Origin of the sequence: Pseudomonas grimontii, from assembly GCF_007858185.1 — a bacterium.
Lineage (GTDB): Bacteria > Pseudomonadota > Gammaproteobacteria > Pseudomonadales > Pseudomonadaceae > Aquipseudomonas > Aquipseudomonas grimontii.
Window position 1 is genome coordinate 75,269 of the sequence record NZ_VFES01000007.1, and the last position, 25,283, is coordinate 100,551.

The following is a 25,283-nucleotide window of genomic DNA, read 5'->3' on the forward strand; positions in this document are numbered from 1 at the left end:
CCATGCTTTCCAACCCTAATATCGATCTGGTTTCGCGCTTTCTTCGTCTGCCTCTGGAACAGCGCCAGCAGTTTTACCAGCGCCTGCAAAGCCGGGGCATGAGCTTCGCCCAGCTGCCGATTGCCTCGATCCGCGAGGACGGCCAGATGCTGCCGTTGTCCTACGCCCAGGAGCGCCAGTGGTTTCTCTGGCAACTGGACCCGGAAAGCGCCACTTACCATATTCCCGGCGCACTGCGTTTGCAGGGCCGACTGGACCTGGCGGCGCTGCAACGCGCGTTCGACAGCCTGCTGGCCCGCCATGAAAGCCTGCGCACACGCCTGGTACAGGACGGCGAGCGCCTGCTGCAAAACGTAGCGACTGAGGCGCGCATCGAGATACGCCAGGACGTTGCCGACGAGCAGCAATTGATGGCGCGCGTCGAAGCTGAGATAGCCCGGCCTTTCGATTTGCAGGCGGGGCCGCTGTTGCGCGTGACCTTGCTGCAATTGGCCGAAGACGAGCATGTGCTGGTGATGGTGCAGCACCACATCATTTCCGATGGCTGGTCGATGCAGGTCATGGTCGAGGAACTGGTGCAGTTCTACGCCGCGCACAGCCAAGGCCAGGATGTGCAACTGCCGGGCTTGCCGATCCACTACGCCGACTACGCGCTGTGGCAGCGCAGCTGGATGGAGGCCGGGGAGAAGGTCCGTCAATTGGCCTACTGGCAGGACCTGCTGGGCGGTGAGCAACCGGTGCTGGAATTACCCCTAGACCATCCGCGCCCGGCGCAGCAAAGCCATCGCGGCGCCAGCTTGCAGGTGCATCTGCCGGCGGACCTGGTGGCTGGTATCAAGCGCCTGGCCCAGCAAGAGGGCGTAACCCCGTTCATGCTGTTGCTGGCCTCGTTCCAGACCCTGCTGTTTCGCTACAGCGGCCAGTCGGACATCCGCATCGGCGTGCCGAATGCCAACCGCAACCGCGTGGAAACCGAGCGGCTGATCGGCTTTTTCGTCAACACCCAAGTGCTCAAGGCCGACCTTGACGGGCAGATGAGCTTTGCCGAACTGCTGCAACTGGCCAAGCGCCGCTCCCTGGAAGCCCAGGCGCACCAAGACTTGCCGTTTGAACAACTGGTGGTGGCGCTGCAACCTGAGCGCAGCCTGAGCCATAACCCGCTGTTCCAAGTGATGTTCAACCACCAGACCGACGCTCAGGGCGGACGCGATGGCCAGCAATTACCCGGCCTGCGGGTGGCGGAGCTGGATTGGGAAAGCCAGACCACGCATTTCGACCTGAGCCTGGACACCCATGAGTCCGCCGAAGGCCTCTGGGCGGCGCTGACCTATGCCACCGACCTGTTCGAAAGCGCAACCATCGAACGCTTGGCGCAGCATTGGCAGAACCTGCTCCAGGCGGCAGTGAGTGCGCCACGCAGCCGTCTTTGCGCGCTGTCGATGCTCGATGCATCCGAACAACAGCGGATGCTCAAGGACTGGAATGCCCCCGCCACCGTCGCGGCACCGCACGGCGTGCACCAGTTGTTCGAGGCCCAGGCCCGCGAACATCCGGCGCGCCAGGCGCTGGCCTTGGATGACCAAACGCTCAGCTACGGTGAACTGAACCGCCAGGCCAATCGCCTGGCACACTACCTGATCGCCCAGGGCGTAGGCCCGGAAGTGCTGGTGGGGATCGCGGTCGAGCGCTCCTTTGCCATGGTGGTCAGCCTGTTGGCGGTGCTCAAGGCGGGTGGTGCCTACGTGCCGCTTGACCCTGAATACCCGCGTGAACGCCTGGTGCATATGCTCGATGACAGTGGCGTGCATCTGGTATTGACCCAATCCCACCTGCGCGATCGCTTGCCATTGCCGGCAGATCTGACGGCGCTGGACATCGACCTGGCCGACGCGCAGTTGGCGCAGTGTGCCGAGCACAACCCGCCTACCGCGTTCGATCCCCGCAACCTGGCGTACGTCATCTACACCTCCGGCTCCACCGGCAAGCCAAAAGGCGTTGCCATCAGCCATGCGGCATTGAGCGAATTCGCCGGTATCGCGGCCGAGTATTCGCGCCTGGTCGCGGACGACCGCGTACTGCAGTTCGCGACCCTTAACTTCGATGGCTTTGTCGAGCAGCTGTACCCGGCCCTGACCTTGGGCGCGACGGTCGTGTTGCGCGGGCCGCAGTTGTGGGACGGCGCGGACCTGTACCGGCAGATTATCGACCAAGGCATCACCCTGGCCGACTTGCCCACGGCCTATTGGAAACTGTTCCTGCAGGATTGCCTGGCAGCGGGGCCACGGCCTTATGGCGCATTGCGCCAGGTGCATATCGGCGGCGAAGCGATGCCGCCGGATGGCCCGGTGCTGTGGCGGCGCGCGGGGTTGGGGCATGTACGCCTGCTCAATACCTACGGGCCGACCGAGGCCACGGTGGTGTCCAGCGTGCTCGATTGCAGCGATGACAACGCCGTGATTGGCGCGACGGCCAGCCCGATTGGCCGCGCGTTGCCGGGGCGCGGCCTGTATGTGTTGGACCGTGACCTTAACCTGTTGCCGGTTGGTGCCGTGGGTGAGCTGTACATTGCCAGTGCCAGTGGCCTGGCCCGTGATTACCTGCAACGCCCGAGCCTGACTGCCGAACGTTTTGTCGCCGACCCGTTCAGCACCCTGGGCGAGCGTCTTTACCGCACCGGTGACCTGGCACGTTATCGCGCCGACGGGGTGATCGAATATGTCGGTCGCGTCGACCATCAGGTCAAAATCCGCGGTTTCCGTATCGAGTTGGGTGAGATCGAAGCGCTGCTGTTGGCCCAGGAGGCGGTGCGCGAAGCCTTCCTGCTGGCCGCCGACAACCAGTTGGTGGCCTACCTCGTACCGGCCCAGCCGTTGTCCGCGGCGGAACATGCTGCGGCGGGCGAAACGCTCAAGGCCACCTTGCGTGAGCAACTGCCCGATTACATGGTGCCTGCGCACCTGATCTTCCTCGACCGCATGCCGTTGAACCCCAACGGCAAGCTTGACCGCCAGGCGCTGCCCAAACCCGATGGCAGCGCGGTGCAACAGGCCTGGCAGGCACCGGTTACGCCACGGCAACAGCAGGTTGCGGCGATCTGGGCCGATATTCTTGGCGTCGAGCGTGTGGGCCTGACCCATCACTTCTTCGAACTGGGCGGGCATTCACTGCTGGCCATGCAAGTGGTCTCGCGCATTCGCCAGGCATTGAAGCTCGAAGTGCCGCTCAAGTTGCTGTTCGAACAGCCGCGCCTGGATGGGTTTGTCGCCGCACTGGCAACCCGGGACCCAGGCGCACCGACCGCGCCCGCGCTGTTGCCGGTAGGGCGGGACCAGCCGTTGCCGCTGTCCTACGCCCAGGAGCGCCAGTGGTTTTTGTGGCAACTGGAGCCGCAAAGCGCCGCGTACCACATCCCCAGCGCCTTGCGTTTGAAAGGGCAGCTTGACTTGGGTGCACTGCAACGCAGTTTCGATACCTTGCTGGCTCGGCATGAAAGCCTGCGCACCCATTTGCGCCAGGAGCGCGACCGCACGGTTCAAATAATTTCACCGCAGGTGTCGTTGCAGATAGCGCACGCCGAGGTGCATGAAGCGCAGCTCAAGGCGCGGGTCGAGGCCGAAATAGCCCAACCCTTCAATCTGGAACAAGGGCCTTTGCTGCGGGTTTCGTTGCTGCGCATCGCCGCTGATGAACATGTACTGGTATTGGTGCAGCATCACATCGTGTCCGATGGCTGGTCGATGCAGCTGATGGTTGAAGAGCTGGTGCAACTGTATGCGGCCTACAGCCAGGGACAGGTGTTGCAATGGCCGGCGCTGCCGATTCAGTACGCCGACTACGCCGTATGGCAGCGCAGCTGGATGGAGGCGGGCGAGAAGGCCCGTCAACTGGCGTATTGGCGCGACATGCTCGGCGGTGAACAGAGCGTGTTGGCGTTGCCGTTCGATCACCCGCGTCCGGCTGTGCAAAGCCATCGTGGCGCGCGCCTGGCATTCGAACTGCCCGGCGCGTTGACCCAAGGCCTCAAGGCCCTGGCCAAGCAGCAGGACGTGACTTTGTTCATGTTGCTATTGGCCTCGTTCCAGACGCTGCTGCACCGCTACAGTGGCCAGGAAGAGATCCGTGTCGGGGTGCCGATCGCCAACCGCAATCGCAGCGAGACCGAGCGTCTGATCGGCTTCTTCGTCAACACTCAGGTGCTCAAGGCCGATCTCCATGGCCAGATGAGCGTCGAACAGCTGTTGCAACAGGCCCGGCAACGGGCGCTGGACGCCCAGGCCCACCAGGACCTGCCCTTCGAACAACTGGTGGAAGCGCTGCAACCCGAGCGCAGCCTGAGCCACAACCCGTTGTTCCAAGTAATGTTCAACCACCAGACCGACGTGGGCCAGGCTCAGGTTCAGCAGCAACTGCCGAATCTTTCGGTAGAAGGGCAGGAATGGGAAAGCAAGACGGCGCATTTCGACCTGGACTTGGATATCCAGGAGTCCACCGAAGGTATCTGGGCCACGCTCGGCTATGCCCAGGACCTGTTTGAGGCCAGTACCGTGCAACGCATGGCGCGACACTGGCAGAACCTGTTGCAAGGCATGGTTGCCGACCCACGGCAGAATCTCAGCCACTTAAACCTGATGGACAACGCCGAACGGCAACAGATCCTTCAACTGTGGAACCAGAGCGCCGCAGGTTTTTCGGTCAAGCGTCTGGTTCACGAGTTGGTGGCCGACCGCGCCGGGGAAACCCCCGAGGCGGTGGCGGTGAAATTTGGCGAGCAACAGCTGACTTACGGCGAGCTGGACCGCCAGGCCAATCGCCTGGCCCATGCGTTGATCGCCCGTGGCGTCGGCCCCGAAGTGCGCGTGGCGATTGCCATGCCGCGCAGCGCCGAGAGCATGGTGGCGTTCCTGGCGGTGATGAAAGCCGGTGGCGTGTATGTGCCTCTGGATATCGAGTACCCGCGTGATCGCCTGCTGTACATGATGCAGGACAGCCGTGCCCGATTGCTGTTGACCCATTCGACGGTGCAACAGCGCTTGCCGATTCCAGACGGCCTGGAAGCCCTTGCCGTGGACCAGACGCAAGCCTGGTCCGCTAACGACGACAGCGCACCCGAGGTGGCGCTGGACGGCGACAACCTCGCCTACGTGATCTACACCTCCGGCTCCACCGGCCTGCCCAAGGGCGTGGCGGTCTCCCATGGCCCGTTGGTGGCGCACATCATCGCCACCGGCGAGCGCTATGAAACGTCGCCGGCCGATTGCGAACTGCACTTCATGTCGTTCGCCTTCGACGGCGCCCACGAAGGCTGGATGCACCCGCTGATCAACGGCGCCAGCGTGCTGATCCGTGACGACAGCCTGTGGCTGCCCGAGTACACCTACGAGCAGATGCACCGTCACAACGTGACCATGGCCGTGTTCCCGCCGGTGTACCTGCAACAACTGGCCGAACATGCCGAGCGTGACGGCAACCCTCCGAAGGTTCGGGTCTACTGCTTCGGCGGTGATGCTGTCGCCCAGGCCAGCTACGACCTGGCATGGCGCGCGCTCAAGCCGACCTACCTGTTCAATGGCTACGGCCCGACGGAAACCGTGGTCACACCGCTGCTGTGGAAGGCCCGCAAGGGCGATCCATGCGGTGCCGTCTACGCACCAATCGGTACGTTGCTGGGCAACCGCAGCGGCTACGTGCTGGACGCGCAACTCAACCTGCAACCCATCGGCGTCGCCGGCGAGTTGTACTTGGGCGGCGAGGGCGTGGCCCGCGGTTACCTGGAACGTCCGGCACTGACCGCCGAACGCTTCGTGCCGGACCCGTTCGGTAAACCTGGCTGCCGCGTGTATCGCAGCGGCGACCTGACCCGTGGCCGTCCGGATGGCGTGGTGGATTACCTCGGTCGCGTCGACCATCAGGTGAAAATCCGTGGCTTCCGTATCGAACTGGGCGAGATCGAAGCGCGCTTGCGCGAGCAGGACAGTGTCGGCGAAACCGTGGTGGTGGCCCAGGAAGGGCCGAGCGGCAAGCAACTTGTCGCCTATGTAGTGCCGCTCGACCCGTTGCTGATCGACGACGCAGTGGCGCAGTCGACCTGCCGCGAAGCTCTGCGCCGCGCCCTGAAAACCCGCTTGCCGGACTATATGGTGCCCACGCACCTGATGTTCCTTGAGCGCATGCCGCTGACGCCGAACGGCAAGCTTGACCGCAAGGGCCTGCCGCGCCCGGATGTCAGCCAGATGCAGCAGGTGTACGTGGCGCCGCAGAGTGAGCTAGAGCAGAAGATCGCCGCGATCTGGTCCGACGTGCTGCGTCTGCCACGTGTTGGTTTGCACGATAACTTCTTCGAATTGGGCGGTGACTCGATCATCTCGATCCAGGTGGTCAGCCGTGCCCGCCAGGCCAGTGTGCGCTTCACGCCCAAGGATCTGTTCCAGCACCAGACGGTCCAGAGCCTGGCGGCCGTGGCCCGGGAAGGCGAGGGCGCGGTGGTGCTGGATCAGTCGGCATTGACCGGCGAGTTGTTGTTGCTGCCCGTCCAGCAGGCGTTTTTCGCCGATGACATCCCCCAGCGTCACCACTGGAACCAGTCGGTGGTGCTACAGCCACACCAGGCGTTGCAGGCGCCGCTGCTGGTGGCGGCGCTGCAAGCCTTGATCGTGCATCACGACGCCCTGCGCATCGGTTTCGTCCAGGGCGCGGCAGGCTGGAGCGCGGCGTATCGCGGGCCGCAGCAGCATCAGGCCGAGCATGTCCTGTGGCAGACCACCTTGAATGCGGTCGAAGAGTTGGAGGCCCTGGGTGAGGAAGCCCAGCGTAGCCTCGACCTGAGCGAAGGGCCGCTGCTGCGTGCAGTGCTCGTCGACCTGGCCGACGGCTCTCAGCGCTTGCTGCTGGTGATTCATCACTTGGTGGTGGACGGCGTATCCTGGCGCATCCTGCTGGAAGACCTGCAAACGGCTTACCGCCAACTTGCCCAAGGTGCCACGGTCGTGTTGCCCGCCAAGACCAGCGCGACCCGGGCGTGGGCCGAGCGTCTGCAAACCTATGCACGCAGCGCCGCACTGGCGCAGGAATTGGCCTGGTGGCAGGCGCAGTTGCAAGGCAGCCCCACCGGCCTGCCGGGGGCCGATCCACAGGCCAGCTTGAGCAACCGGCATGCGCTAAGCGTGACCACTCATCTGGATCAGGTCTTCACGCGGCGTCTATTGCAGGACGCCCCCAGTGCTTATCGCACCCAGATCAATGACCTGTTGCTGACCGCACTGGCGCGCGTCGTTGTGCGCTGGACCGGTGACGCGTCGATGTTGATCCGCCTGGAAGGCCATGGCCGTGAAGATCTGTTCGACGAGATCGACCTGACCCGTACCGTCGGCTGGTTCACCAGCCTCTACCCGGTGAAGCTGGTGCCGACCGATTCGCTGGCCGGCTCCCTCAAGCAGATCAAGGAGCAGCTGCGTGCGATTCCCGACAAGGGCCTGGGCTTTGGTGCCCTGCGTTACCTGGGGAGTGCCGAGGCTCAACAGGCCCTGAGTGAACTGCCGCGCCCACGCATCACCTTCAACTACCTGGGGCAATTCGACGGCAGTTTTGACGGCGGCGAACAAGAAGGCTTGTTCGTCCCCTCCGGTGATGGCAGTGGTGCCGAACAAGGTGCCGAGGCACCGCTGGGCAACTGGTTGGAAATCAACGGCCAGGTCTACGCGGGCGAATTGAAGTTGAACTGGAGCTTCAGCCAGCAGATGTTCGATGAGGCGACCGTACAACGCCTGGCGGATGACTACGCCGCGGAACTCAAGACGTTGATCGAGCACTGTGGTGTCAACCAGGGTGTCACGCCTTCGGACTTCCCGCTGGCGCGCCTGTCCCAGGCGCAACTGGACAGCTTGCCGGTGACGGTGGCTGACATCGAAGACGTTTACCCGCTGTCGCCGATGCAGCAAGGCATGCTGTTCCAATCGCTGTACGGCGAAGGCTCGGGTGACTACATCAACCAGATGCGCATCGATGTCGAGGGCCTGGATGTACCGCGCTTCCGCCAGGCCTGGCAGGCGGCGGTCGACAGCCATGAGATCCTGCGCAGCGGTTTTCTCTGGCAGACCGAGCTTGAGCAGCCGTTGCAGGTGGTCTACAAGCAGATGCGCATGCCGTTCGCCGAGCTGGACTGGCAAGATCGGCCCGGCAGCAGTGCGGCACTCGATAGCCTGGCCGAGTCGGCGCGGGCCCAGGGGTTCGTGCTGGAACAGGCGCCGTTGCTGAGCCTGACGGTGGTCCGTACGGGGGCGTCCCGTTATCACTTGATCTACACCAACCACCACATCTTGATGGACGGCTGGAGTGGTTCGCAGTTGTTTGGCGAGGTGTTGCAACATTACGCCGGTGAACCGTTGCGTGCGCCCATCGGGCGTTACCGCGATTACATTGCCTGGCTGCAGGCACAGGACAAGTCGGTCAGCGAGGCATTCTGGAAAGAGCAACTGCTCAACCTGCAAGAGCCAACCCGCCTGGCCCGTGGCCTACAGGCTGCGCACAGCGAGGCGCTGGCCGTCAACGGCGAGCATCGTCTGAACCTCGACGCCAGCCAGACCGCTCAGCTCAAGGCCTTCGCCCAGCGCAATAAAGTCACCCTCAATACGCTGGTGCAAAGCGCCTGGCTGCTGCTGTTGCAGCATCACACCGGGCAGTCCACTGTGGCGTTCGGCGCCACCGTGGCAGGCCGTCCGGCGCAATTGCGCGGTATCGAACAACAGGTCGGTCTGTTCATCAACACCTTGCCCGTCGTGGCCACGCCGGATGCACAGATGACGGTCAGCCAGTGGCTGCAGCAGATCCAGGCGCAGAACGTGCGCTTGCGTGAGCAGGAGCATACGCCGCTGTTCGAGATCCAGCGTTGGGCCGGGTTGGGTGGCGAGGCGCTGTTCGACAGCATTCTGGTGTTTGAGAACTACCCGGTGTCCGAAGCGCTGGAGCAGGGCGCACCTTCGGGGCTCACGTTTGGCGCCGTCCACAGCCTGGAGCAAACCCACTATCCGTTGACCGTTTTGCTGGGCATCGGAGACACCTTGGGCCTGGAGTTCAATTATGACCGCCAGGCATTCAGCGCGGCGCATATCGAACGGTTGGCCGAGCACTTCCAGCAGGTGTTGCAGGCATTGGCAGTGGACGGCGCACAGCGTCTGGCAACGTTGCCTTCGCTGGCCAGTTCCGAGCGCGAAACGGTCCTGCATGCCTGGAACGCCACGGCCACGGACTACCCGCTGCACCTCGCGGTGCATCAGCTGATCGAAGCCCAGGTGGTGCGCACGCCGGACGCACCGGCGCTGGTATTCGCCGGGCAGGTGTTGAGTTACGCCGCGCTTAACCGTCGGGCAAACCGCCTGGCGCATCGCCTGATGGCGGCCGGCGTTGGGCCGGATGTCCTCGTGGGGCTGGCGGTTGAGCGTTCGATTGAAATGGTCGTTGGCCTGCTGGCGGTACTCAAGGCAGGTGGCGCTTATGTGCCGCTGGACCCGGAATACCCCCGCGATCGATTGGCCTACATGCTGCAAGACAGCGACGTGAAGCTGTTGTTGACCCAGGCGCATTTGCTGGAGCAACTGCCGATTCCAACGGGCTTGCATAGCCTGGTGCTGGAGCAGGGCGATGAGTGGTTGCAGGCCTACGCCGAGCAGAATCCGCAGGTCACCGTCGATGGCGAAAACCTCGCCTATGTGATCTACACCTCGGGCTCCACGGGCCAACCCAAAGGCGCGGGTAACCGCCATTCGGCGCTGACCAACCGGCTGTGCTGGATGCAGCAGGCGTATGGCCTGGAGGGCAGTGATACGGTCTTGCAGAAGACACCGTTCAGTTTCGACGTGTCGGTGTGGGAGTTCTTCTGGCCGTTGATAACCGGCGCGCGCCTGGTGGTGGCAGCGCCGGGCGACCATCGTGATCCGGCCAGGCTGGTGAGCCTGATCAACGCCGAGCAAGTCACGACGTTGCACTTTGTGCCGTCCATGCTCCAGGCCTTCTTGCAGGATGCCGGCGTCGGCGCCTGTCACAGCCTTCAGCGCATTGTGTGCAGCGGTGAGGCGCTGCCTGTGGATGCCCAGCAACGGGTGTTCGCCAAGCTGCCACATGCCGGTTTGTACAACCTGTATGGGCCGACCGAAGCGGCAATCGACGTGACCCACTGGACCTGCGTCGACGAAGGGCGTGACGCCGTGCCGATTGGTCGGCCGATCGCCAACCTGGGCTGCTACGTATTGGACGGCAACCTGGAACCGGCACCCGTTGGTGTGTTGGGTGAACTTTATCTGGGCGGCGTCGGCCTGGCGCGCGGTTATCACCGTAGGCCGGCGCTGACCGCCGAACGCTTTGTGACCGATCCGTTCGGCAGTGGCATCCGTTTGTATCGCACCGGAGACCTGGCGCGCTATCGCGACAATGGGGTGATCGAGTACGCCGGGCGCATCGATCACCAGGTCAAGCTGCGTGGCTTGCGCATCGAATTGGGTGAAATCGAGGCCCGCCTGCTGGAGCACGCGTGTGTGCGTGAAGCGGCGGTGCTCGCCGTGGACGGCACGCACCTGGTGGGCTACCTGGTGCTGCAGGCGCCGAGCGAGGATTGGAAAGCACAGGTGACGATGCACCTGGCGGCGCAGTTGCCGGACTACATGGTGCCGGCGCAGTGGGTGGTGTTGACACAGATGCCGCTGAGCCCCAATGGCAAGCTGGACCGCAAGGCGTTGCCTAAACCGGAGGCGCAAGGTGCAGGCGCGTATCAGGCCCCGCAAAGCGCTATCGAGCAGCAGGTCGCGGCGATCTGGCGTGATGTCCTCGGTGTCGAGCGCGTAGGGCTGAACGACAACTTCTTCGAGTTGGGCGGTCACTCCTTGCTGGTGCTGATGCTCAAGGAGCGTATCCGTAAAGTCAGCGGTGTCGGCTTGTCCGTCAGCCAGTTGATGCTTAACCCGACGGTACGTGGCCAGGTCAACTGCCTGCAGGGCGACGCGCGCAGCTCGTTGATCGTCAAGCTCAACAGCCAGACCGAAGGCACGCCGTTGTTCATGTTCCACCCAAGCTTCGGTTCGGTGCATTGCTACACCGCGATTGCCCTCGCGCTTCGGGAGCAGCGTCCGGTGTTCGGGGTGATCTGTCGTGCGTTGACAGAGGAGGGGGCAGAGGTGCCCGAATGGCAAGCCATGGTCGAGGATTACGCCGAGCAACTCCTGTTGGCCCAGCCCCAAGGCGCCTTCCGCCTGGCAGGCTGGTCGTTGGGTGGCAACCTGGCGATGGAAGTGGCCTACGTGCTGGAACAAGCGGGACGCGACGTCGAGTTTGTCGGCTGGATCGACTCCGCGCCGCCGCAGTGGCTCACGCCTTATTGGCAGGCGGTCGTCACCGAGGATGACCGTGAGGTCTCGGCGAACGAGCGGCGTGCGGCCTTGTTGGGCGTGATGTTCCCGGCGTTTGCCGAGCGGATTCAGGCGGCCTGGCAGCAATGCCAGCGCGATGCCCAAGACGAAGCGGGGCAATGGCAAGGATTTATCGCCTGGGCCGAGCAGACCCTGGGCGACGCCTTTACCGGTATCAAGGACGAGTTGCTGCGTGGCAATGAGGCGCAGATTTCCTGGGAGGTCGATCGCGCGCTCAGTGAGCGTCTATCGGCGGCGGACTTCAAGCAGATCAAGGCCCCGGTCAGTTGCTGGTGGGCGTCCATGAGCCGCGCCGGGCAGTTCAAGGACCTAATCGAGCAGCACATGGCAAGCACCCTTGTTCAGGGGCGGATCGAGCGTTCAGTGGTGATCGAGACTGATCACGACGGGATCATCGACAGTGCCGAGTTCATCCGTAGCCTGGTGGCCGCCATGGAATAACACCTCAAATGATGAACACTGAACCTGTGGCGAGGGGGCAAGCTCCCTCGCGACAGGGGAGGGCGGGGCACAAAAAAGCCCGATGAAAGCAGCGCTTCCATCGGGCTTTTGGTTGATCGCCGCCAGGGCGATCAAGGCATCACATCAGAAGTCCCAGCGGGTGCTGAACATCACGTTGCGCGGCTCACCGTAGGCAGCCGAGTTATAGAAGCCCACGTTGGTGTAGTAGGACTTGTCGAAGATGTTGTTGAAGTTGACAGTCGCCGAGAGGTTCTTGGTGACCTGGTAGCGGGTCATCAAGTCCACCAGCCAATAGGACTCCTGGGTGATGTCCTGGTTGGTGTTGAGCTGCGAGTTGTAGATTTCATTCCAACCCTTGCTCTGCCAGCGCAGGCCGCCACCGATGGTGAACTTGTCGAGGTCGCCCTTGAGTTTGTAGGTGGTGTTCAGGTTGACCTGGTGCTCAGGTTCGAAGGTGGAGATCTTCTTGTCGTCTGCGTCCCGCACGATCTTGTGGGTGTAACCGCCTTGCACTTGCCAGCCGGGCGCCAGCTCACCTGAGATTTCTGCTTCGTAACCCTTGGTGACGGCCTTGGAGCTCTTGAACGCATAGTTTTGCGGGGAAGGAGTCTGGTTGTTATAGGCATCGTCCGGGATGGCACGGTTGTCTTCATGCACTTCGAAGTAGGCAATGCTGGTGTTCAAGCGACCGTCGAGAAACTCGCCCTTCAGGCCCAGCTCGTAGTTTTGGCCTTCGTCCGGTTCCAGCAACGTCTGGTTGCGGTCTTTGTACGTGCTTTCCTGGGGTTGGAAGATATCGGTGTAGCTGGTGTACACCGAGAGATTGTCGTTCAGGTCGTAGATCACGCCGGCATACGGCACGAACCGGCCGGTTTCCTTGTAGGAAGGGTTGATACCGGTGACGTGGTAGTTGGCGACGCGCCCACCGAGGATTACGTGCAGGTCATCCATCACGTTCAAACGTGTGGTCATGTAGTAGCCGGTCTGGCGGATGGTATCGTCGATGTATTGTTGGGCAGGGCCGTAGATCGGCTTGGCGATGTGGCCATTCCAGTTATAGAAATCGACTTTGTTGCCACCTGGCCATTCCGGCGACCAGTACCCCTTGCCTTGCCAACGCGACGTGCCGATCGAGCCGCCTACCACCAGTTCATGCTCGCGGCCGAACAGGCTGAAAGGCCCGGTGGCGTAGAGGTCGGCCGAAGTGCTTTTGGTTTCACCGGTGTATTTCTGACCGTTAATCTCGGCGGTGCCATCGGCTGCCGGCTGGACAAACTGGATCGAACCGAGGTCGGCATGGTAGCTGTTGATCTTGTGGTCGAGCTGGAATTTAGTGACCCAGCCGTAACCCATATCATGCTCAAGCATGGCAAAGGCGGTGCGGGTGTTCTGTTCCCAGGAACTCCAGGTGGCGCCGTTGTTATAGGAGCGTGGCATCTTGTTGATGCTGCCGTTGGAGTTGACCAACGGGAACGAACCGGACCAGCTGGAGCCTTTTGGAGTGTTGTCCTGATAGTCGAAGCCGACGGTCAACATGGTGTCGGGTGACAGGTCGAACTCGGTAATGCCGTAGTAGGTTTCGGTCTTGCGCGAGTAGTGGTCCATGAAGGACTTTTTGTCCTGGTACGCCGCCACTGCACGGCCCCGGACATTGCCGCTGTCGGTCAACGGGCCGCTCACATCCACTTCGCTGCGATAGTTGTCCCAGGAGCCGGCCCCCAATTGCACATGGCCCTTGAATTCCGACGTCGGCTTCTTGCGGATCAAGTTGATGGTCGCGCCCAGGGAGCCGGCGCCGTTGAGCAGGCCGGTGGCACCCTTGAGCACTTCGACGCGGTCATAGATCGCCATGTCGCTCAGGGTGTTCCCCGCCGAGTAGCCGACGTTGCGCACGGTGGACGGAATACCGTCGTACTGGAAACTGTTGACCGAGAATCCACGCGAGTAATAGTTGGTACGGTCGGTGTCATAGGCCGATACGGTGATGCCAGGCGTGTGGCGCATCACGTCATCGACGCTGTTGAGGCCGAAGTCCTCGATATGTTGGCGGGTAATCACCGTGATCGACTGTGGGGTTTCCCGCGGGGTCAGGGTCAGCCGCGTGGCCGTGGCAATGGTGCCCGGCGTGTAGGAGCCGGAGCCCTCGGTGATGTTGCCCAGCACGTTGCCGGTCACTTGGGTCGGACTCAATTCCAGCCCGGCGGACGCGCCGGTGGCGGTAACGGTCAGCGCGTTGCCACTGAGGCTGTGGGTGGTTGAAGTGCCTGCCAGCAAGGTGTTGATCGCCTGCTGCGGATCCAGTTTACCTTTGATCGCAGTGCTGTTTTTTCCTGCTACGTCGGTCGGGCTGTACAGCACCTGCAGGTTGGCCTGGCGGCCGAATTCCTGCAGTGCACTCCCCAGTGCCTGTGCCGGAATATCCAACTCGATCTCCTGTGCCTGCACATAGCCGGCAACCGGCAGCGATACCGCAAGGGCAAGCGCACTCGGCAGGAGGTTGATGTTCAGGGCCCTGGTTAGCGCTTTGCTCAGTGGGCTGAGACCGAGTCGTGCTGACATGGATGGTTTCTCTTCTATGTGTTAAGTGGGAAAATTTTAATATTTATTGAGGTTGGTTCTCATTACCACTAGTGAGACGTTTCTATTTCGGAAAACCGGAAAAGAAAATTTCATGCGGGCTCCATTTCGTGCACCACCTGGCCGGCGCGCAGCCGTACGAGCTGATCGGCGATGTCGAAATAACGGTCGTCATGGCTGATCACGATGATGGTTTTGCCCAGGCGCTTGAGGTCCGGCAGCAGTTCGGTATAGAAAATTCGGCGGAAGGCCGGGTCCTGGTCGGCGGCCCATTCGTCGAACACCAGCACCGGGCGTTCCTCCAACCACGCGTTGACCAGTGCCAGGCGCTTGCGCTGGCCGGTTGACAGGTCGGTGGTGCTGAATACGCCGTCCTTGACGCTGACCTTGTGTGCGATCTCCAGGCGTTCCAGGTATTTAGTAGCGCTGTCCAGTGACTGGGTGGCGCTGCCCTGGACGAGGTCGTCGAACAGGTAGTAGTCGGCGAATACCGTGGTGAACAATTGGCGATAGTCATCGCGCTCGGAGTCGGTCACGGCCTCGCCGTTGAGCAGGATTTCGCCTGACTGCGGCGGGTAGAGCCCCAGCAGCAGTTTGATCAGCGTGGTCTTGCCACTGCCGTTTTCGCCGACGATAAATACGATGTCGCCTTGGGCAATGCTCAGGTTGATCGGCCCCAGGTGAAACGGCTCGCTGCCTTCCACGGCCGGTGGGCTGTAGCTCACGTTTCGCAGTTCCAGGCTGTTGACGATCGGTGTCGGCGCCTCGCTGTCATCCATCAGCAGGTGCGGTTCAGGAGAGGAGAAGCGCTCCGACAACTCGCTGATACGCCCGAAGGCAATCTTCGCCTTGCCCACCACGGGCAGGTAACCCAGTAGGTGTTCCAGCGGGCCTTTCATGTACAACAGCACCAGCACGAAGCCGGTGATCACGGTCGGGTCCGGGTTCGGGTTATAGGCCTGCATCGCCAGGGCCAGGCCGATGACGACGAAGAACAGCATCGAGCCGAAGGTCTTGGCGAGGATGTAGATGTTGACCGAACGCACCTGAATATCGCTGATGCGGTCCGCCGTTACCTGGATACGGTAGGTGTTCATGCGAAAGCGTCGTGGCCGATGCATGCGCAGTTCCTTGGCGCCGGACGCGATGGCGTTGTAATAACGCTGCAATTCGTCTTCATGGCTGCGTGCCAGGTCGAAGCCTTGGATACCTTTGCCGCCGGCGATGAACTGCACGGCGCTGCCAATCACAATGGCGACGACCATCATCAGGAACATCGGCACCGACAGGTACGCCAGGTAGCCCAGGCAGCCCAGCGTCACCGTGGCGGCAATGGCCAAGGGCGTGAACGCGAAGGAGAAGTCGCTGATGGTGTCGACATCGTGGGTCAGCACCGGGATCAGTCGATGGGAGCGGTAGCGCTCGATTTGCCCGATGGGCGCCGACAGCACCTTTTCACCCAGGTCTTTGCGCAGGGCGGCAATGATCCGCTGGCCGACGTAGTTGGTGCCGATGTCGGAAATGATCGAGCTGACCAGCGCCAGCACGCACAAGGCTGCAAAGGTCAGGATCACGCCCTGGGTCATGCCTTGTGGCGAGTGCAGGGCATTGTTGATCGTCGCCAGCAACAGCGTGATGGCCAGGCCACCCGCCATGCCCAGGGCGATGGAGACCGTCACGATGGTGCGAAACGGCCTGAGCAGTGCGAGCAAACCGTTGAAGGCGCCGCGCTTGGGGTCGGTCATAAGTACTTCCCGGAAAGTGAAAAAGAGGGGGCTGGGCACACAGACCCTTACCCATGACAAACGAAGTGTTGGCGCGACGATTTAGCTCGGTGTGCCCGGCGGTGCGGTTGGTGGATAAATTGACCGGCATCTGGTTCGTTCTTGTGGTGTAGGCGCACGCGTATTGGCGCGTGCCTGATCTATCCAGCGAGAGCGAAACAATGACGAAAAAGAATCTGGTGTACGTGTGGTCCCTGCGCAATGCCGCTGCCGATAAGGCCGGCCAGCCAGTGGCCTACAAGGACCACGAGCGCTACATGAAATCGGTGCTGGAGTTTCTGGTGGGATCGCTCAACGACACGTCCCTGGGCGACGCCTACAACCTGGTGGGCGTGGTGTATGACGACGATGAGCAGAACCCGCGCGACCAGCAGTTGGTGGCCGACTATGGGTTTGCCTATAAACCGGGGCGCCAGTGGCTTTATCCGGCGGACTTGCAGGTGCAGGGCCACCTGGTCAACGACCTGCTGTTGAGCGTGCCGTCCACCTATCGCCGCCTGCCACGGGGCAGCGCCGAGCATATCGCCGGCAAGCAGGACTTCGAACGCCGCCTGCATGACACGCTGGTGGAATTGAAGGCCGATATTGTGGTGCTGGACGGCCTGCTGGTGATCCTGGACGAGCTGGTGCGCCCCGGTGCGCCGTTTGCCCGTAGGATCATGAACATTCACCCCGGTATCACCCGTATCGAATCGCCTTACGAGCGCCGTGGGGCCTATGCGACCTGGAATGCGCTGTACGGTGCGCGTGGGTTGACGGTTACGGATTGGGTGACCAAGGCCACCACGCCATCCGAGCCGCTGTACCTGACCGGCGCCTCCTTCCACTACGTGGACAACGGCATCGACTCCGGCGAGGTGTTCCACGACGTACTCAAGACCGAGATCTCGCCGGACGACACCATCCTCGAACTGCGCTGGAACAACTTCAACAACAGCCTGTTCCCGGCGCTGCATGAAGGTTTGGAGTTGTTGGCGCAGAAGGGGGTCTAAGCCGCGCACGATTTGACTGTGGGAGGGGGCTTGCTCCCGATGACGGAGTATCAGTCAATGGCGATGTCGACTGCCGCACCCCATCGGGAGCAAGCCCCCTCCCACATTAAATCCCGTCAGCTTTAGAGATCGCGCACTACCCTGAAGCCAATCCAATCCCCCCGCGTTTGCGGGTAGATGTTGTTGCGGTTGCCCGAGCGTGAAAACACCGGCGCTTCGCCCCAGTCATTGCCACGAATCTGGTAACCCTCGCAGTTCGGCTCCATCCACGCGCTGCCATCCGTCGGTGCGCCGACATAGTTGGGGTGCTCGCAGTCGGCCACCCGCTCATAGACATTGCCATGCATGTCGTACATGCCAAACGCATTCGGCGGGTAGCTGCCTACCGGCGAAGAATAGCTGTACCCGTCCGCCGGCCCGTAGGTGTTGGCATGCTCGGCGATGCTGTAGCCCTTGCCCTCGTCGAACGGGAACGGGAATGGCCCGGTGGAGCCGGCGCGCGCGGCGTATTCGCGCTGGGCTTCGCTGACCATGTGGTACTGCTGGCCGGTCTTTTTCGACAGCCATGCCACGTAGTTCTTGATGTCGTCCATGTCCATGCACACTGCCGGCTGGCGCGGGCCCTGGGGGTAGCGCGGCTTGCTGGCGATGCATTCGCGGCCGGGGCGGGTGTCGCCGTCGGCGATCTTCACGCCGGTCTGGCGGATATAGCTGTCCCATTCGCCGGCGGTGATCTGGAAGCGGCTCATGGCGAACGGCTTGGCGAAGGTCACGTCATGCATCGGGCCTTCGTCCGGCTCGCGGCCGACTTCATCTTCCGGCGTGCCCATGGTGAACGTGCCCGCTGGCAGTACCACCATTTCCGGGCAGTCCTTGCAGTCCTTGAACACTTTGCCCGGTTGCGGTGCGGCAGCCTGGGCCAGGCCTGGCAGCAGCGCGCCGCACAGGGCGGTCAACGCCAGGGCCGTCAGGGGTTTGAGTCGAAATGGAGTCATGTAGGCCTCGCGTGCAAAGGGGAAAGGAGGGTCACAACCGCTGGCTGAGCAGGGTCATGAAGCGCTGGATTTCGTCGGTGTTGTTGAGCAGGCCGGGTGCTGTGCGGATTACGGGGCCGACATCGCGGTCCACCGCGTCGATCACCACGCGGTTTTTCTGCAGGTAGGCCGCCACCGCATCACTGTCCTGGTCCTTGACCCGGAAGAAGGTAAAGCCTGCGGACAGTTCGCGGCTGCGCGGCGTGACCAGTTCGATCCGCGGATGCGCCAGCAACTGGTCCTTGAGTTCGGCGTTCAGCGCATGGATGCGCGCCTGCACCGGTGCCTTGCCCAGTTGCAAATGCAGCTTGAAGGCCTCATCCGCCGCCCAGCGATGCTCGAAGGCGTGATAGCCGCCGGGGGTCATGATGGTGGCGAAGTCCTTGTCTTCGGAGAAGGTCGGCACCATGGGTGTGACGTACTTGTTTTCGGGGTTGCGCGCGCAGACCAGCCCGGTGCCGCGCGGACCGAACATCCATTTGTGGGTGCCGGCGATAAAGAAGTCGCAGTGCATGTCGGGGAAGTCGAGGTTTTCCACGCCGAAACCATGCACGCCGTCCACCACATAGAGCATGCGGTCCTTGTCGTCGCGGTTGCGGTTGTGCTCATCCACCAGCTTGCCGATCTCGCCGATGGGCAGTTTCACACCGCTGCCGGACTGGACCCAGGTCATGCCCAGCACGCGGGTGTTGGGGCGGATATTGCGCTGGATGTTTCCCAAGAGTTCGTCGGCAGAGACCTGGCTGGCACGCTCGAACAGTGTGATCCGGCGTACCTGGGTGCCTTCCTTGAGCACGCGAAAATCCAGCACGTTCTGGGTGGCGTAATGCTCATGCACGGTGGTGAGGATTTCCTGGTCCGGGCGCACCTTGAGCCCGCCATAGATCATCGCCAAGCCTTCGGAGGTGCTGCCGGTGAGGGCGATCTGCGGCGGGGTGGCCTTGAGGTAGCGGCCGGCCCACTCGCGTACCTGGCCTTCGCGTTTCCAGGTTTCCTCCCGGTCCCAGTCCATGGCGAGCCCTGGGTTGCGGTCAATCTGCAGGCGGTAACGCTCAATGGCTTCGCGCACCGGCCTGGGGTGCGAAGCCACCAGGAAATTGGAGAAGTGCAGGTAATCCGGATCCTGGTTGAACAACTGCTTGAACCCCGTCCATGGGTCATCCGTTGTGTTGGCAGCCAGTGCTTGCGGGAGGCGTGCAGCGCCCAATGGCAGGCTGGCGGCGAATACCCCTGCCTGCTTGAGAAACGTACGACGGTCGGTCATGGACTTGCTTCTAGGTGATTAGCGGTTGGCCAAGGGCTTGGCGGCTTTTTGTACCTGGTCCCAGACCCGCAGGAAGTTGCCTCCCCACAGCTTGGCGATGTCGGCTTCGGAGTAGCCGCGCTGGATCAGTTCGGCGGTGACGTTGCGGATTTCGCCGACGTTGTTCCAGCCGTCGAGGCCGCCTCCGTCGTTGAAGTCCGAAGCGATGCCGACGTGATCGATACCGATCTTGCGCACGGTGTAGTCGACGGCGTCGCCCCAGTCCTTGAGCGTGGCCTTGGGCTCTTCTTCAAGAATGCCGTACAGCCCCTGGGCGTACTGGCCGAACTTCTGTTCCGGCCATGCCGCGATGATTGCGTCCCCCGGCATCAGGGCCATGGCCAGGTTGGGCAAGGGCGGCAGGTCGAAACGCGCCCGCAGGATATTGAGCTTGTCCTGGGTCGGCTGGCTCAGGGGGCGTATATAGGCGGGGAAGCCCACCACCTGCACCACGCCGCCGCTGTTCTTGATCAACTGCAGCTCCTTGTCGCTGAGGTTGCGCGGGATGTCGACCGATGCGCGCGGTGCCGAGTGGGACGCCACCATCGGCGTGCGACTCAGTTGCGCGACTTGCGCCAATGCCTTGGTCGACATCTGCGACACATCAATGATCACCCCCAGGTCATTGAGGCGATGCACGGCCTGCTTGCCGATGTCCGACAGGCCTTCGAGCGCGTCGGTGGAGTCATTGAAAAACGGCAGCGGGCGTGATGAGTCGGACCAGGCGTTATTGCCGATATAACTGAAGCCGAACATGCGCATGCCGCGTGCCGCCCACAGGTCCAGCTGATTCAGGTCATTGCCCAGTGGGTAGGCGTTGAGCATGCTGATAAAGATCGCGAACTTGCCTTCGCCATGCAGGCGCCGAAAGTCATCCGGCGTATAGGCGATCCCGACTTGGTTGGGGAAATCACGCACCATGCCGGAGATGATCTTGTAGCGCACTTCCTGCTCGTGGCGTGCTTCCTCGACAAAGCCGTCAGTGGGCTTGTGCGGCGCGTTGGGGCCATTCCAGATTTCCGGCCAGCCGAAAATCGTCAGGGCTGCGCCAGACAAGCGCCCGCGTGCCGCCTTGACCAGGTCGAACTGGCCGCTGCCGTCCTTATCCGCCTCGTTGCCGGCGGTGCCGAAGTCCATGGGGACAGTGATATGGCTGTCGAACGACAGCAGGCGGTCCTGCATTTCATTGGCCTGCTTGATCACTGCCAGCGGGTAGCCGGCATTGCCCTTGAACCAATGATCCCAGGCCAGGAAGCCTGCGCCGGCACCGATGGCCAGTGCCAGCGGCAAGCCGATGTACAGCGCCTTTTTCGAACGTGGTTTTGTCATTGCCATCTCAGTCAGTTGAGGCCTTCGCTATCAGGGAAGAACGAGTGATGGGCGGGGAAATTTAGGCGCCGGTAGCGGTGCGGTAAATTTCCCCGGCCTGCAAACGTTCTAGCTCTGATAAAGCCGTTTCCTAAGGTAGACAATGACCATCTCTCGACGTGGGTTCATCGCAGGCCTGGCGCTGACCGGCGCGGCTGTGCCGGCCGCCTTTTATGCCCATCGCGAGTTGACGCGAGAAGAAGAATTGCCCATCACCCCCGGCGAAGCCACGGTGGACCTGGCCGACACCGCCGGGCAGCATTTGGCCAACACCTTGCGCGGGGTGTGGAGCCTGCGCCTGGAAGGCCGCGACGCCGGCCTCAAGGGCTTGCCAGTGCAAGGCCTGGAGCTGCTGCTCGACATCGCCCCCCGTGGCCGTGGCCTGCGCGGCTACCTGGACACCGCTGCCAACCTGCGCGGCGAAGGCGAACCGCGCTACCGCGTGCTCGGTGACCTGCTGACGGGCGAGGGCGCCTTGCTCTACTGGCGCCTGATCGACCGCGACGCGCTCGACGGCAGGCCCGCCTATGAGTTCAAGATGACCCTCGATGAAGTCTGGGCCGACTTCGGCAATGCCGGCAGCGGCACCCTCAGCGGGCAAATCCTCGACCTGGATCGACCCCTGGCCCTGACCGAGCGCGACCACCGCTTCATCGCCCACAAACAGCTGTTTCCCGAAGCCCGCCAACGCATCGGCCTCAACCCGACCCTGCTGGCCTGGCTGATTGCTCCTGAGCACCGCCTGTTTCACCAGCTATGGCACGCCACCCGTGACCAGTGGCACAAACTCTCCGAAGCAAAACGCGACGCCCTGCGCGGCATCGGCTGGCAACCCGGCCCGCGCGGCAAGGAGCGCGACGCCCGTGGCAAGCTCAAAGACCGCAACGGTTCGGGCATCGACTTCTTCTTCATGCACCGCCATATGCTCGGCACCGCGCGATCCATGCAGGACTTGCCCTCGTGGCCAGCATTCCCCGAACCGCAACCGGCGCTGGAACGCGATCGCCTGGGCTTCCTGCGTTACTTCGACAACCACGACGGCTTCGCGCTGCCGCCCACCTGGTCGGAGCCGGATGACAGCGAGTACACCCAGTGGGTCGCCGACATCAAGGCCGCCGAGACTTACCACAGCAACTTCCAGGTCTGGGAATCCCAATACCGCGACCCGCGCTACCTGGCCAAACGCACCCTGGGCCAACTGGGTTCGGAAATGGAACTGGGCCTGCACGACTGGTTGCACATGCGCTGGGCCTCGGTGCCCCGCGACCCGTCCAACGGCGCCCCGGTGCCCCTGGCCCGCGACCCGGCAGACTTTGCTGCGCGCTGGTACGCGGCCGAAAACGACTTCCTCGGCGACCCGTTTTCATCCCACGTAAACCCGGTGTTCTGGCACTTCCACGGCTGGATCGACGACCGCATAGAAGACTGGTACCGCGCCCACGAACGCTTCAACCCCGGCGAAGTCAGCCGCCTGGAAGTCAACGGCGTGGCCTGGTTCGCAACGGGACGCTGGGTCGAAGTCGGCGACCCCTGGCTGGGCCCGGACACCCATGGTTGCAGCACCACCCCGGGGTTGCAGATGGGCCGGTCGATGGAGATGGACCCGGAGACCATGAAGCTCGCATTGCGCATCACCTTCGGTGCCGAGGATGACGCGCTGCTGGGCTTGTTCAAGCGCGTGCCGAAGCGGCCTTGGTATGCGCGGCATTTGAAGGTGAAGGCGCGAGAGGCTTGAGCGTTTGGCGCCAGATTTCAAGTTTTACGATGTGAAAGGGTGGCGGTGGGGGAATAATCTGCGGCTGCCTGATTCAACTTTGTAGGTTTTTATTTCCCCCCCCCCCCCTCTGACCGGTGTGTTTATCTATTCCTTCTTGATCTTTTTACATCTATGAACTTGACGACTATAGATGTAAGAGAATTCTTTTGTGTCTTTAAGGTCTGCAAACTCTGACCTTGTTTTTATCAGGCTTCTGCGAGTTTTCTTAGAGGTTTCTGACAGTACATTCGTACCGTGAAATTTAAACATTAAATATAAATTGGAAGAGCTATAATCCGGGCGATTTGTGGGAAATATCCCCAAAGTGTCGCGGAAAGCTCTCGGCCGTGATTTGGGGGATGGTAAAAATTGCCGGCGATACTTCATTCTAATTAGGAAGGAATCGCCACATGTCGCGTAGCGCTTTGGCTTCTCCAGAAAGGAGTCTATGTACCGGTAGATTCCAGTCTTAATTTTCTCCGGTGGCTTAAGTGCTGTTGGAAAGACTATGGATGGGGTTATGACTTTAAGCAGTTTCCAAAATGAAGTACCCAAGGCCAGGGTTAACATCAAACTCGACCTGCATACCGGCGGGGCGCAGAAAAAAGTCGAACTGCCTTTGAAACTGATGGTGATGGGCGACTACAGCAACGGCAAAGAGCAGCGCCCGCTTTCGGAGCGAGGCAAGGTCAATATCAATAAAAACAACGTTGACAGCGTTTTGGCTGACTTCTCGCCAGGCCTGAAGCTCGCAGTGCCTAACACCCTGAGCGACGATGCATCTGACACCCCTGTCGAGCTCAGCTTTCAGCGCATGAAGGACTTTGAACCCGAGCAGGTAGCGCGGCAGATTCCGCAACTGCGTGCGCTGTTGGCTATGCGCAACCTGTTGCGCGATCTCAAATCGAACCTGCTGGATAACGTGACCTTCCGTCATGAGTTAGAGCGCATTCTCAAAGATGACGCCCTGAGTGATGAACTACGAGCTGAGTTGGCCGCCTTGGCGCCTGAAGCACGTTAATTTAACTCGATTTTTCAAAGGGAAGTTCCGTTATGGTCGTAGAAAACCCCAGCGAGCAACCGCGCGGTACCACCGTATTATCTGAACAGTACAGTGGTGTTTATGGCGCATTGTTTAACAAGATCAATCTGAGCCCGATAGCAAAGTTGGGTGGTATAGAAGTTTTTCAAAACGCTGAGGCGTTGTCTGAGGTGTCGGCCGATGAGCGGGTGACTGCAGCGGTCAGTGTGTTTTTAAAGTTGCTTAAACAATCGCCGCAAAAAGTCGAGCGCTTGGATAAAGTCCTGCTGGACGAACATATTGCCTCATTGGACATGCAGATCAGCCGTCAGCTCGACGCGGTCATGCACCATCCGGACTTCCAGCGCGTCGAGTCGACCTGGCGCGGTGTGAAGTCGCTGATTGATCAGACGGATTTCCGTCAAAACGTGCGCATCGAGTTGCTGGATATCAGCAAAGATCACCTGGTGCAGGATTTCGAGGACGCACCGGAAATCGCCCAGAGTGGTTTGTACCTGCACACTTACACTCAGGAGTACGACACGCCTGGCGGTGAGCCGATCGCAGCCGCTATCTCCAACTATGAATTCGACCGAAGCCCTCAGGACATCGCGCTGCTGCGCAACATTTCGAAAGTTTCCGCCGCCGCACATATGCCGTTCGTGGGCGCCGTCGGGCCAGCCTTCTTCGGCAAAGAGTCCATGGAGGAGGTTGCCGCGATCAAAGACATCGGCAACTATTTTGACCGGGCTGAATACATCAAATGGAAGTCGTTCCGCGACAGTGACGATGCACGTTACATCGGTCTGACCATGCCACGTGTCCTTGGGCGCTTGCCCTATGGGCCCGACACCGTTCCGGTACGCAATTTCAACTACATCGAAAGCGTCAAGGGGCCGGACCACGGCAAATACCTGTGGACCAATGCTTCGTTTGCGTTTGCGGCCAACATGGTCAAGAGCTTCATCGCCAATGGTTGGTGCGTGCAAATCCGTGGGCCGCAGTCTGGGGGCGCGGTCACTGAGCTACCCATCCACCTGTACGACCTGGGCACCGGCAATCAGGTCAAGATCCCCTCCGAAGTCATGATTCCGGAAACCCGTGAGTTTGAATTCGCCAACCTCGGCTTCATTCCGCTTTCTTACTACAAGAACCGCGACTATGCGTGTTTTTTCTCGGCCAACTCCGCTCAGAAACCGGCGCTGTACGACACGCCCGACGCTACCGCCAACAGTCGAATCAACGCACGTCTGCCTTACATCTTTCTGCTTTCACGCATCGCCCACTACCTGAAGCTGATCCAGCGCGAAAACATCGGCACCACCAAGGACCGTCGCTTGCTGGAACTCGAACTGAACAAGTGGATTGGCGGGCTGGTCACCGAGATGACTGACCCAGGCGATGATTTGCAGGCCTCGCACCCTCTGCGCGATGCCAAGGTGACGGTCGAAGACATTGAGGACAATCCGGGTTTCTTCCGCGTCAAGTTGTACGCCGTGCCGCACTTCCAGGTCGAGGGTATGGACGTGAATCTTTCGCTGGTTTCGCAGATGCCCAAGGCCAAAGCCTGACTCA

General features: G+C 61.6%; 10 protein-coding genes. 5 read left to right on the forward strand and 5 right to left on the reverse strand.

From position 1 onward, the window contains the following. Positions 1-2 precede the first annotated feature (2 nt). A complete protein-coding gene (locus tag FIV39_RS13085; protein ID WP_090405600.1) occupies positions 3-11,852 on the forward strand; it encodes a non-ribosomal peptide synthetase in 11,850 nt (3,949 codons plus the stop codon). Between the two features lie 144 nt (positions 11,853-11,996). On the opposite strand, the gene FIV39_RS13090 is transcribed toward FIV39_RS13085, so the two are convergent. Together FIV39_RS13090 and FIV39_RS13095 are read right to left on the reverse strand one after the other, a co-directional pair. Continuing rightward, complete coding sequence (locus FIV39_RS13090; protein WP_090405597.1) at positions 11,997-14,432, reverse strand: TonB-dependent siderophore receptor; 2,436 nt, start codon at positions 14,430-14,432, stop codon at positions 11,997-11,999. A gap of 110 nt (positions 14,433-14,542) precedes the next feature. Further along, positions 14,543-16,195, reverse strand: coding sequence for a cyclic peptide export ABC transporter (locus FIV39_RS13095; RefSeq protein WP_090405594.1), 1,653 nt, complete (start codon positions 16,193-16,195; stop codon positions 14,543-14,545). 200 nt (positions 16,196-16,395) lie between these two features. Here FIV39_RS13095 and FIV39_RS13100 point away from each other — a divergent pair, with 200 nt between their 5' ends. After that, on the forward strand, positions 16,396-17,226 hold the full coding sequence (locus FIV39_RS13100; protein WP_090405590.1) for a N(5)-hydroxyornithine transformylase PvdF: 831 nt from the start codon (positions 16,396-16,398) through the stop codon (positions 17,224-17,226). A gap of 122 nt (positions 17,227-17,348) precedes the next feature. On the opposite strand, the gene pvdO is transcribed toward FIV39_RS13100, so the two are convergent. From pvdO to pvdM, 3 genes are read right to left on the reverse strand one after another with little or no spacing between them, the layout of a single operon-like run. Continuing rightward, positions 17,349-18,221 carry a dihydropyoverdine dehydrogenase gene (gene pvdO, locus FIV39_RS13105; RefSeq protein ID WP_090405586.1) on the reverse strand — a complete coding sequence of 291 codons (873 nt, stop codon included), beginning with the start codon at positions 18,219-18,221 and terminating at the stop codon, positions 17,349-17,351. 31 nt (positions 18,222-18,252) lie between these two features. Further along, positions 18,253-19,524: a pyoverdine-tailoring periplasmic protein PvdN gene (gene pvdN, locus FIV39_RS13110; RefSeq protein WP_090405582.1), complete on the reverse strand. Its 1,272-nt coding sequence runs from the start codon at positions 19,522-19,524 to the stop codon at positions 18,253-18,255. Positions 19,525-19,542: 18 nt separating this feature from the next. Then, a complete protein-coding gene (gene pvdM / locus FIV39_RS13115) occupies positions 19,543-20,892 on the reverse strand; it encodes a pyoverdine-tailoring dipeptidase-like protein PvdM (RefSeq protein WP_090405579.1) in 1,350 nt (449 codons plus the stop codon). Between the two features lie 142 nt (positions 20,893-21,034). Between pvdM and pvdP the strand changes: the two genes are divergently transcribed. The 3 genes from pvdP (at position 21,035) to tssC (ending at position 25,279) form a co-directional block, all read left to right on the forward strand. Further along, positions 21,035-22,666: a pyoverdine maturation tyrosinase PvdP gene (gene pvdP / locus FIV39_RS13120; protein WP_090405575.1), complete on the forward strand. Its 1,632-nt coding sequence runs from the start codon at positions 21,035-21,037 to the stop codon at positions 22,664-22,666. A 541-nt stretch (positions 22,667-23,207) separates the two neighbouring features. Beyond that, a complete protein-coding gene (gene tssB / locus FIV39_RS13125; RefSeq protein ID WP_090405572.1) occupies positions 23,208-23,708 on the forward strand; it encodes a type VI secretion system contractile sheath small subunit in 501 nt (166 codons plus the stop codon). A 32-nt stretch (positions 23,709-23,740) separates the two neighbouring features. Next, the gene (tssC, locus tag FIV39_RS13130) at positions 23,741-25,279 is read left to right on the forward strand and encodes a type VI secretion system contractile sheath large subunit (protein ID WP_090405569.1); all 1,539 of its coding nucleotides are present in this window, start codon (positions 23,741-23,743) and stop codon (positions 25,277-25,279) included. Positions 25,280-25,283 lie beyond the last annotated feature (4 nt).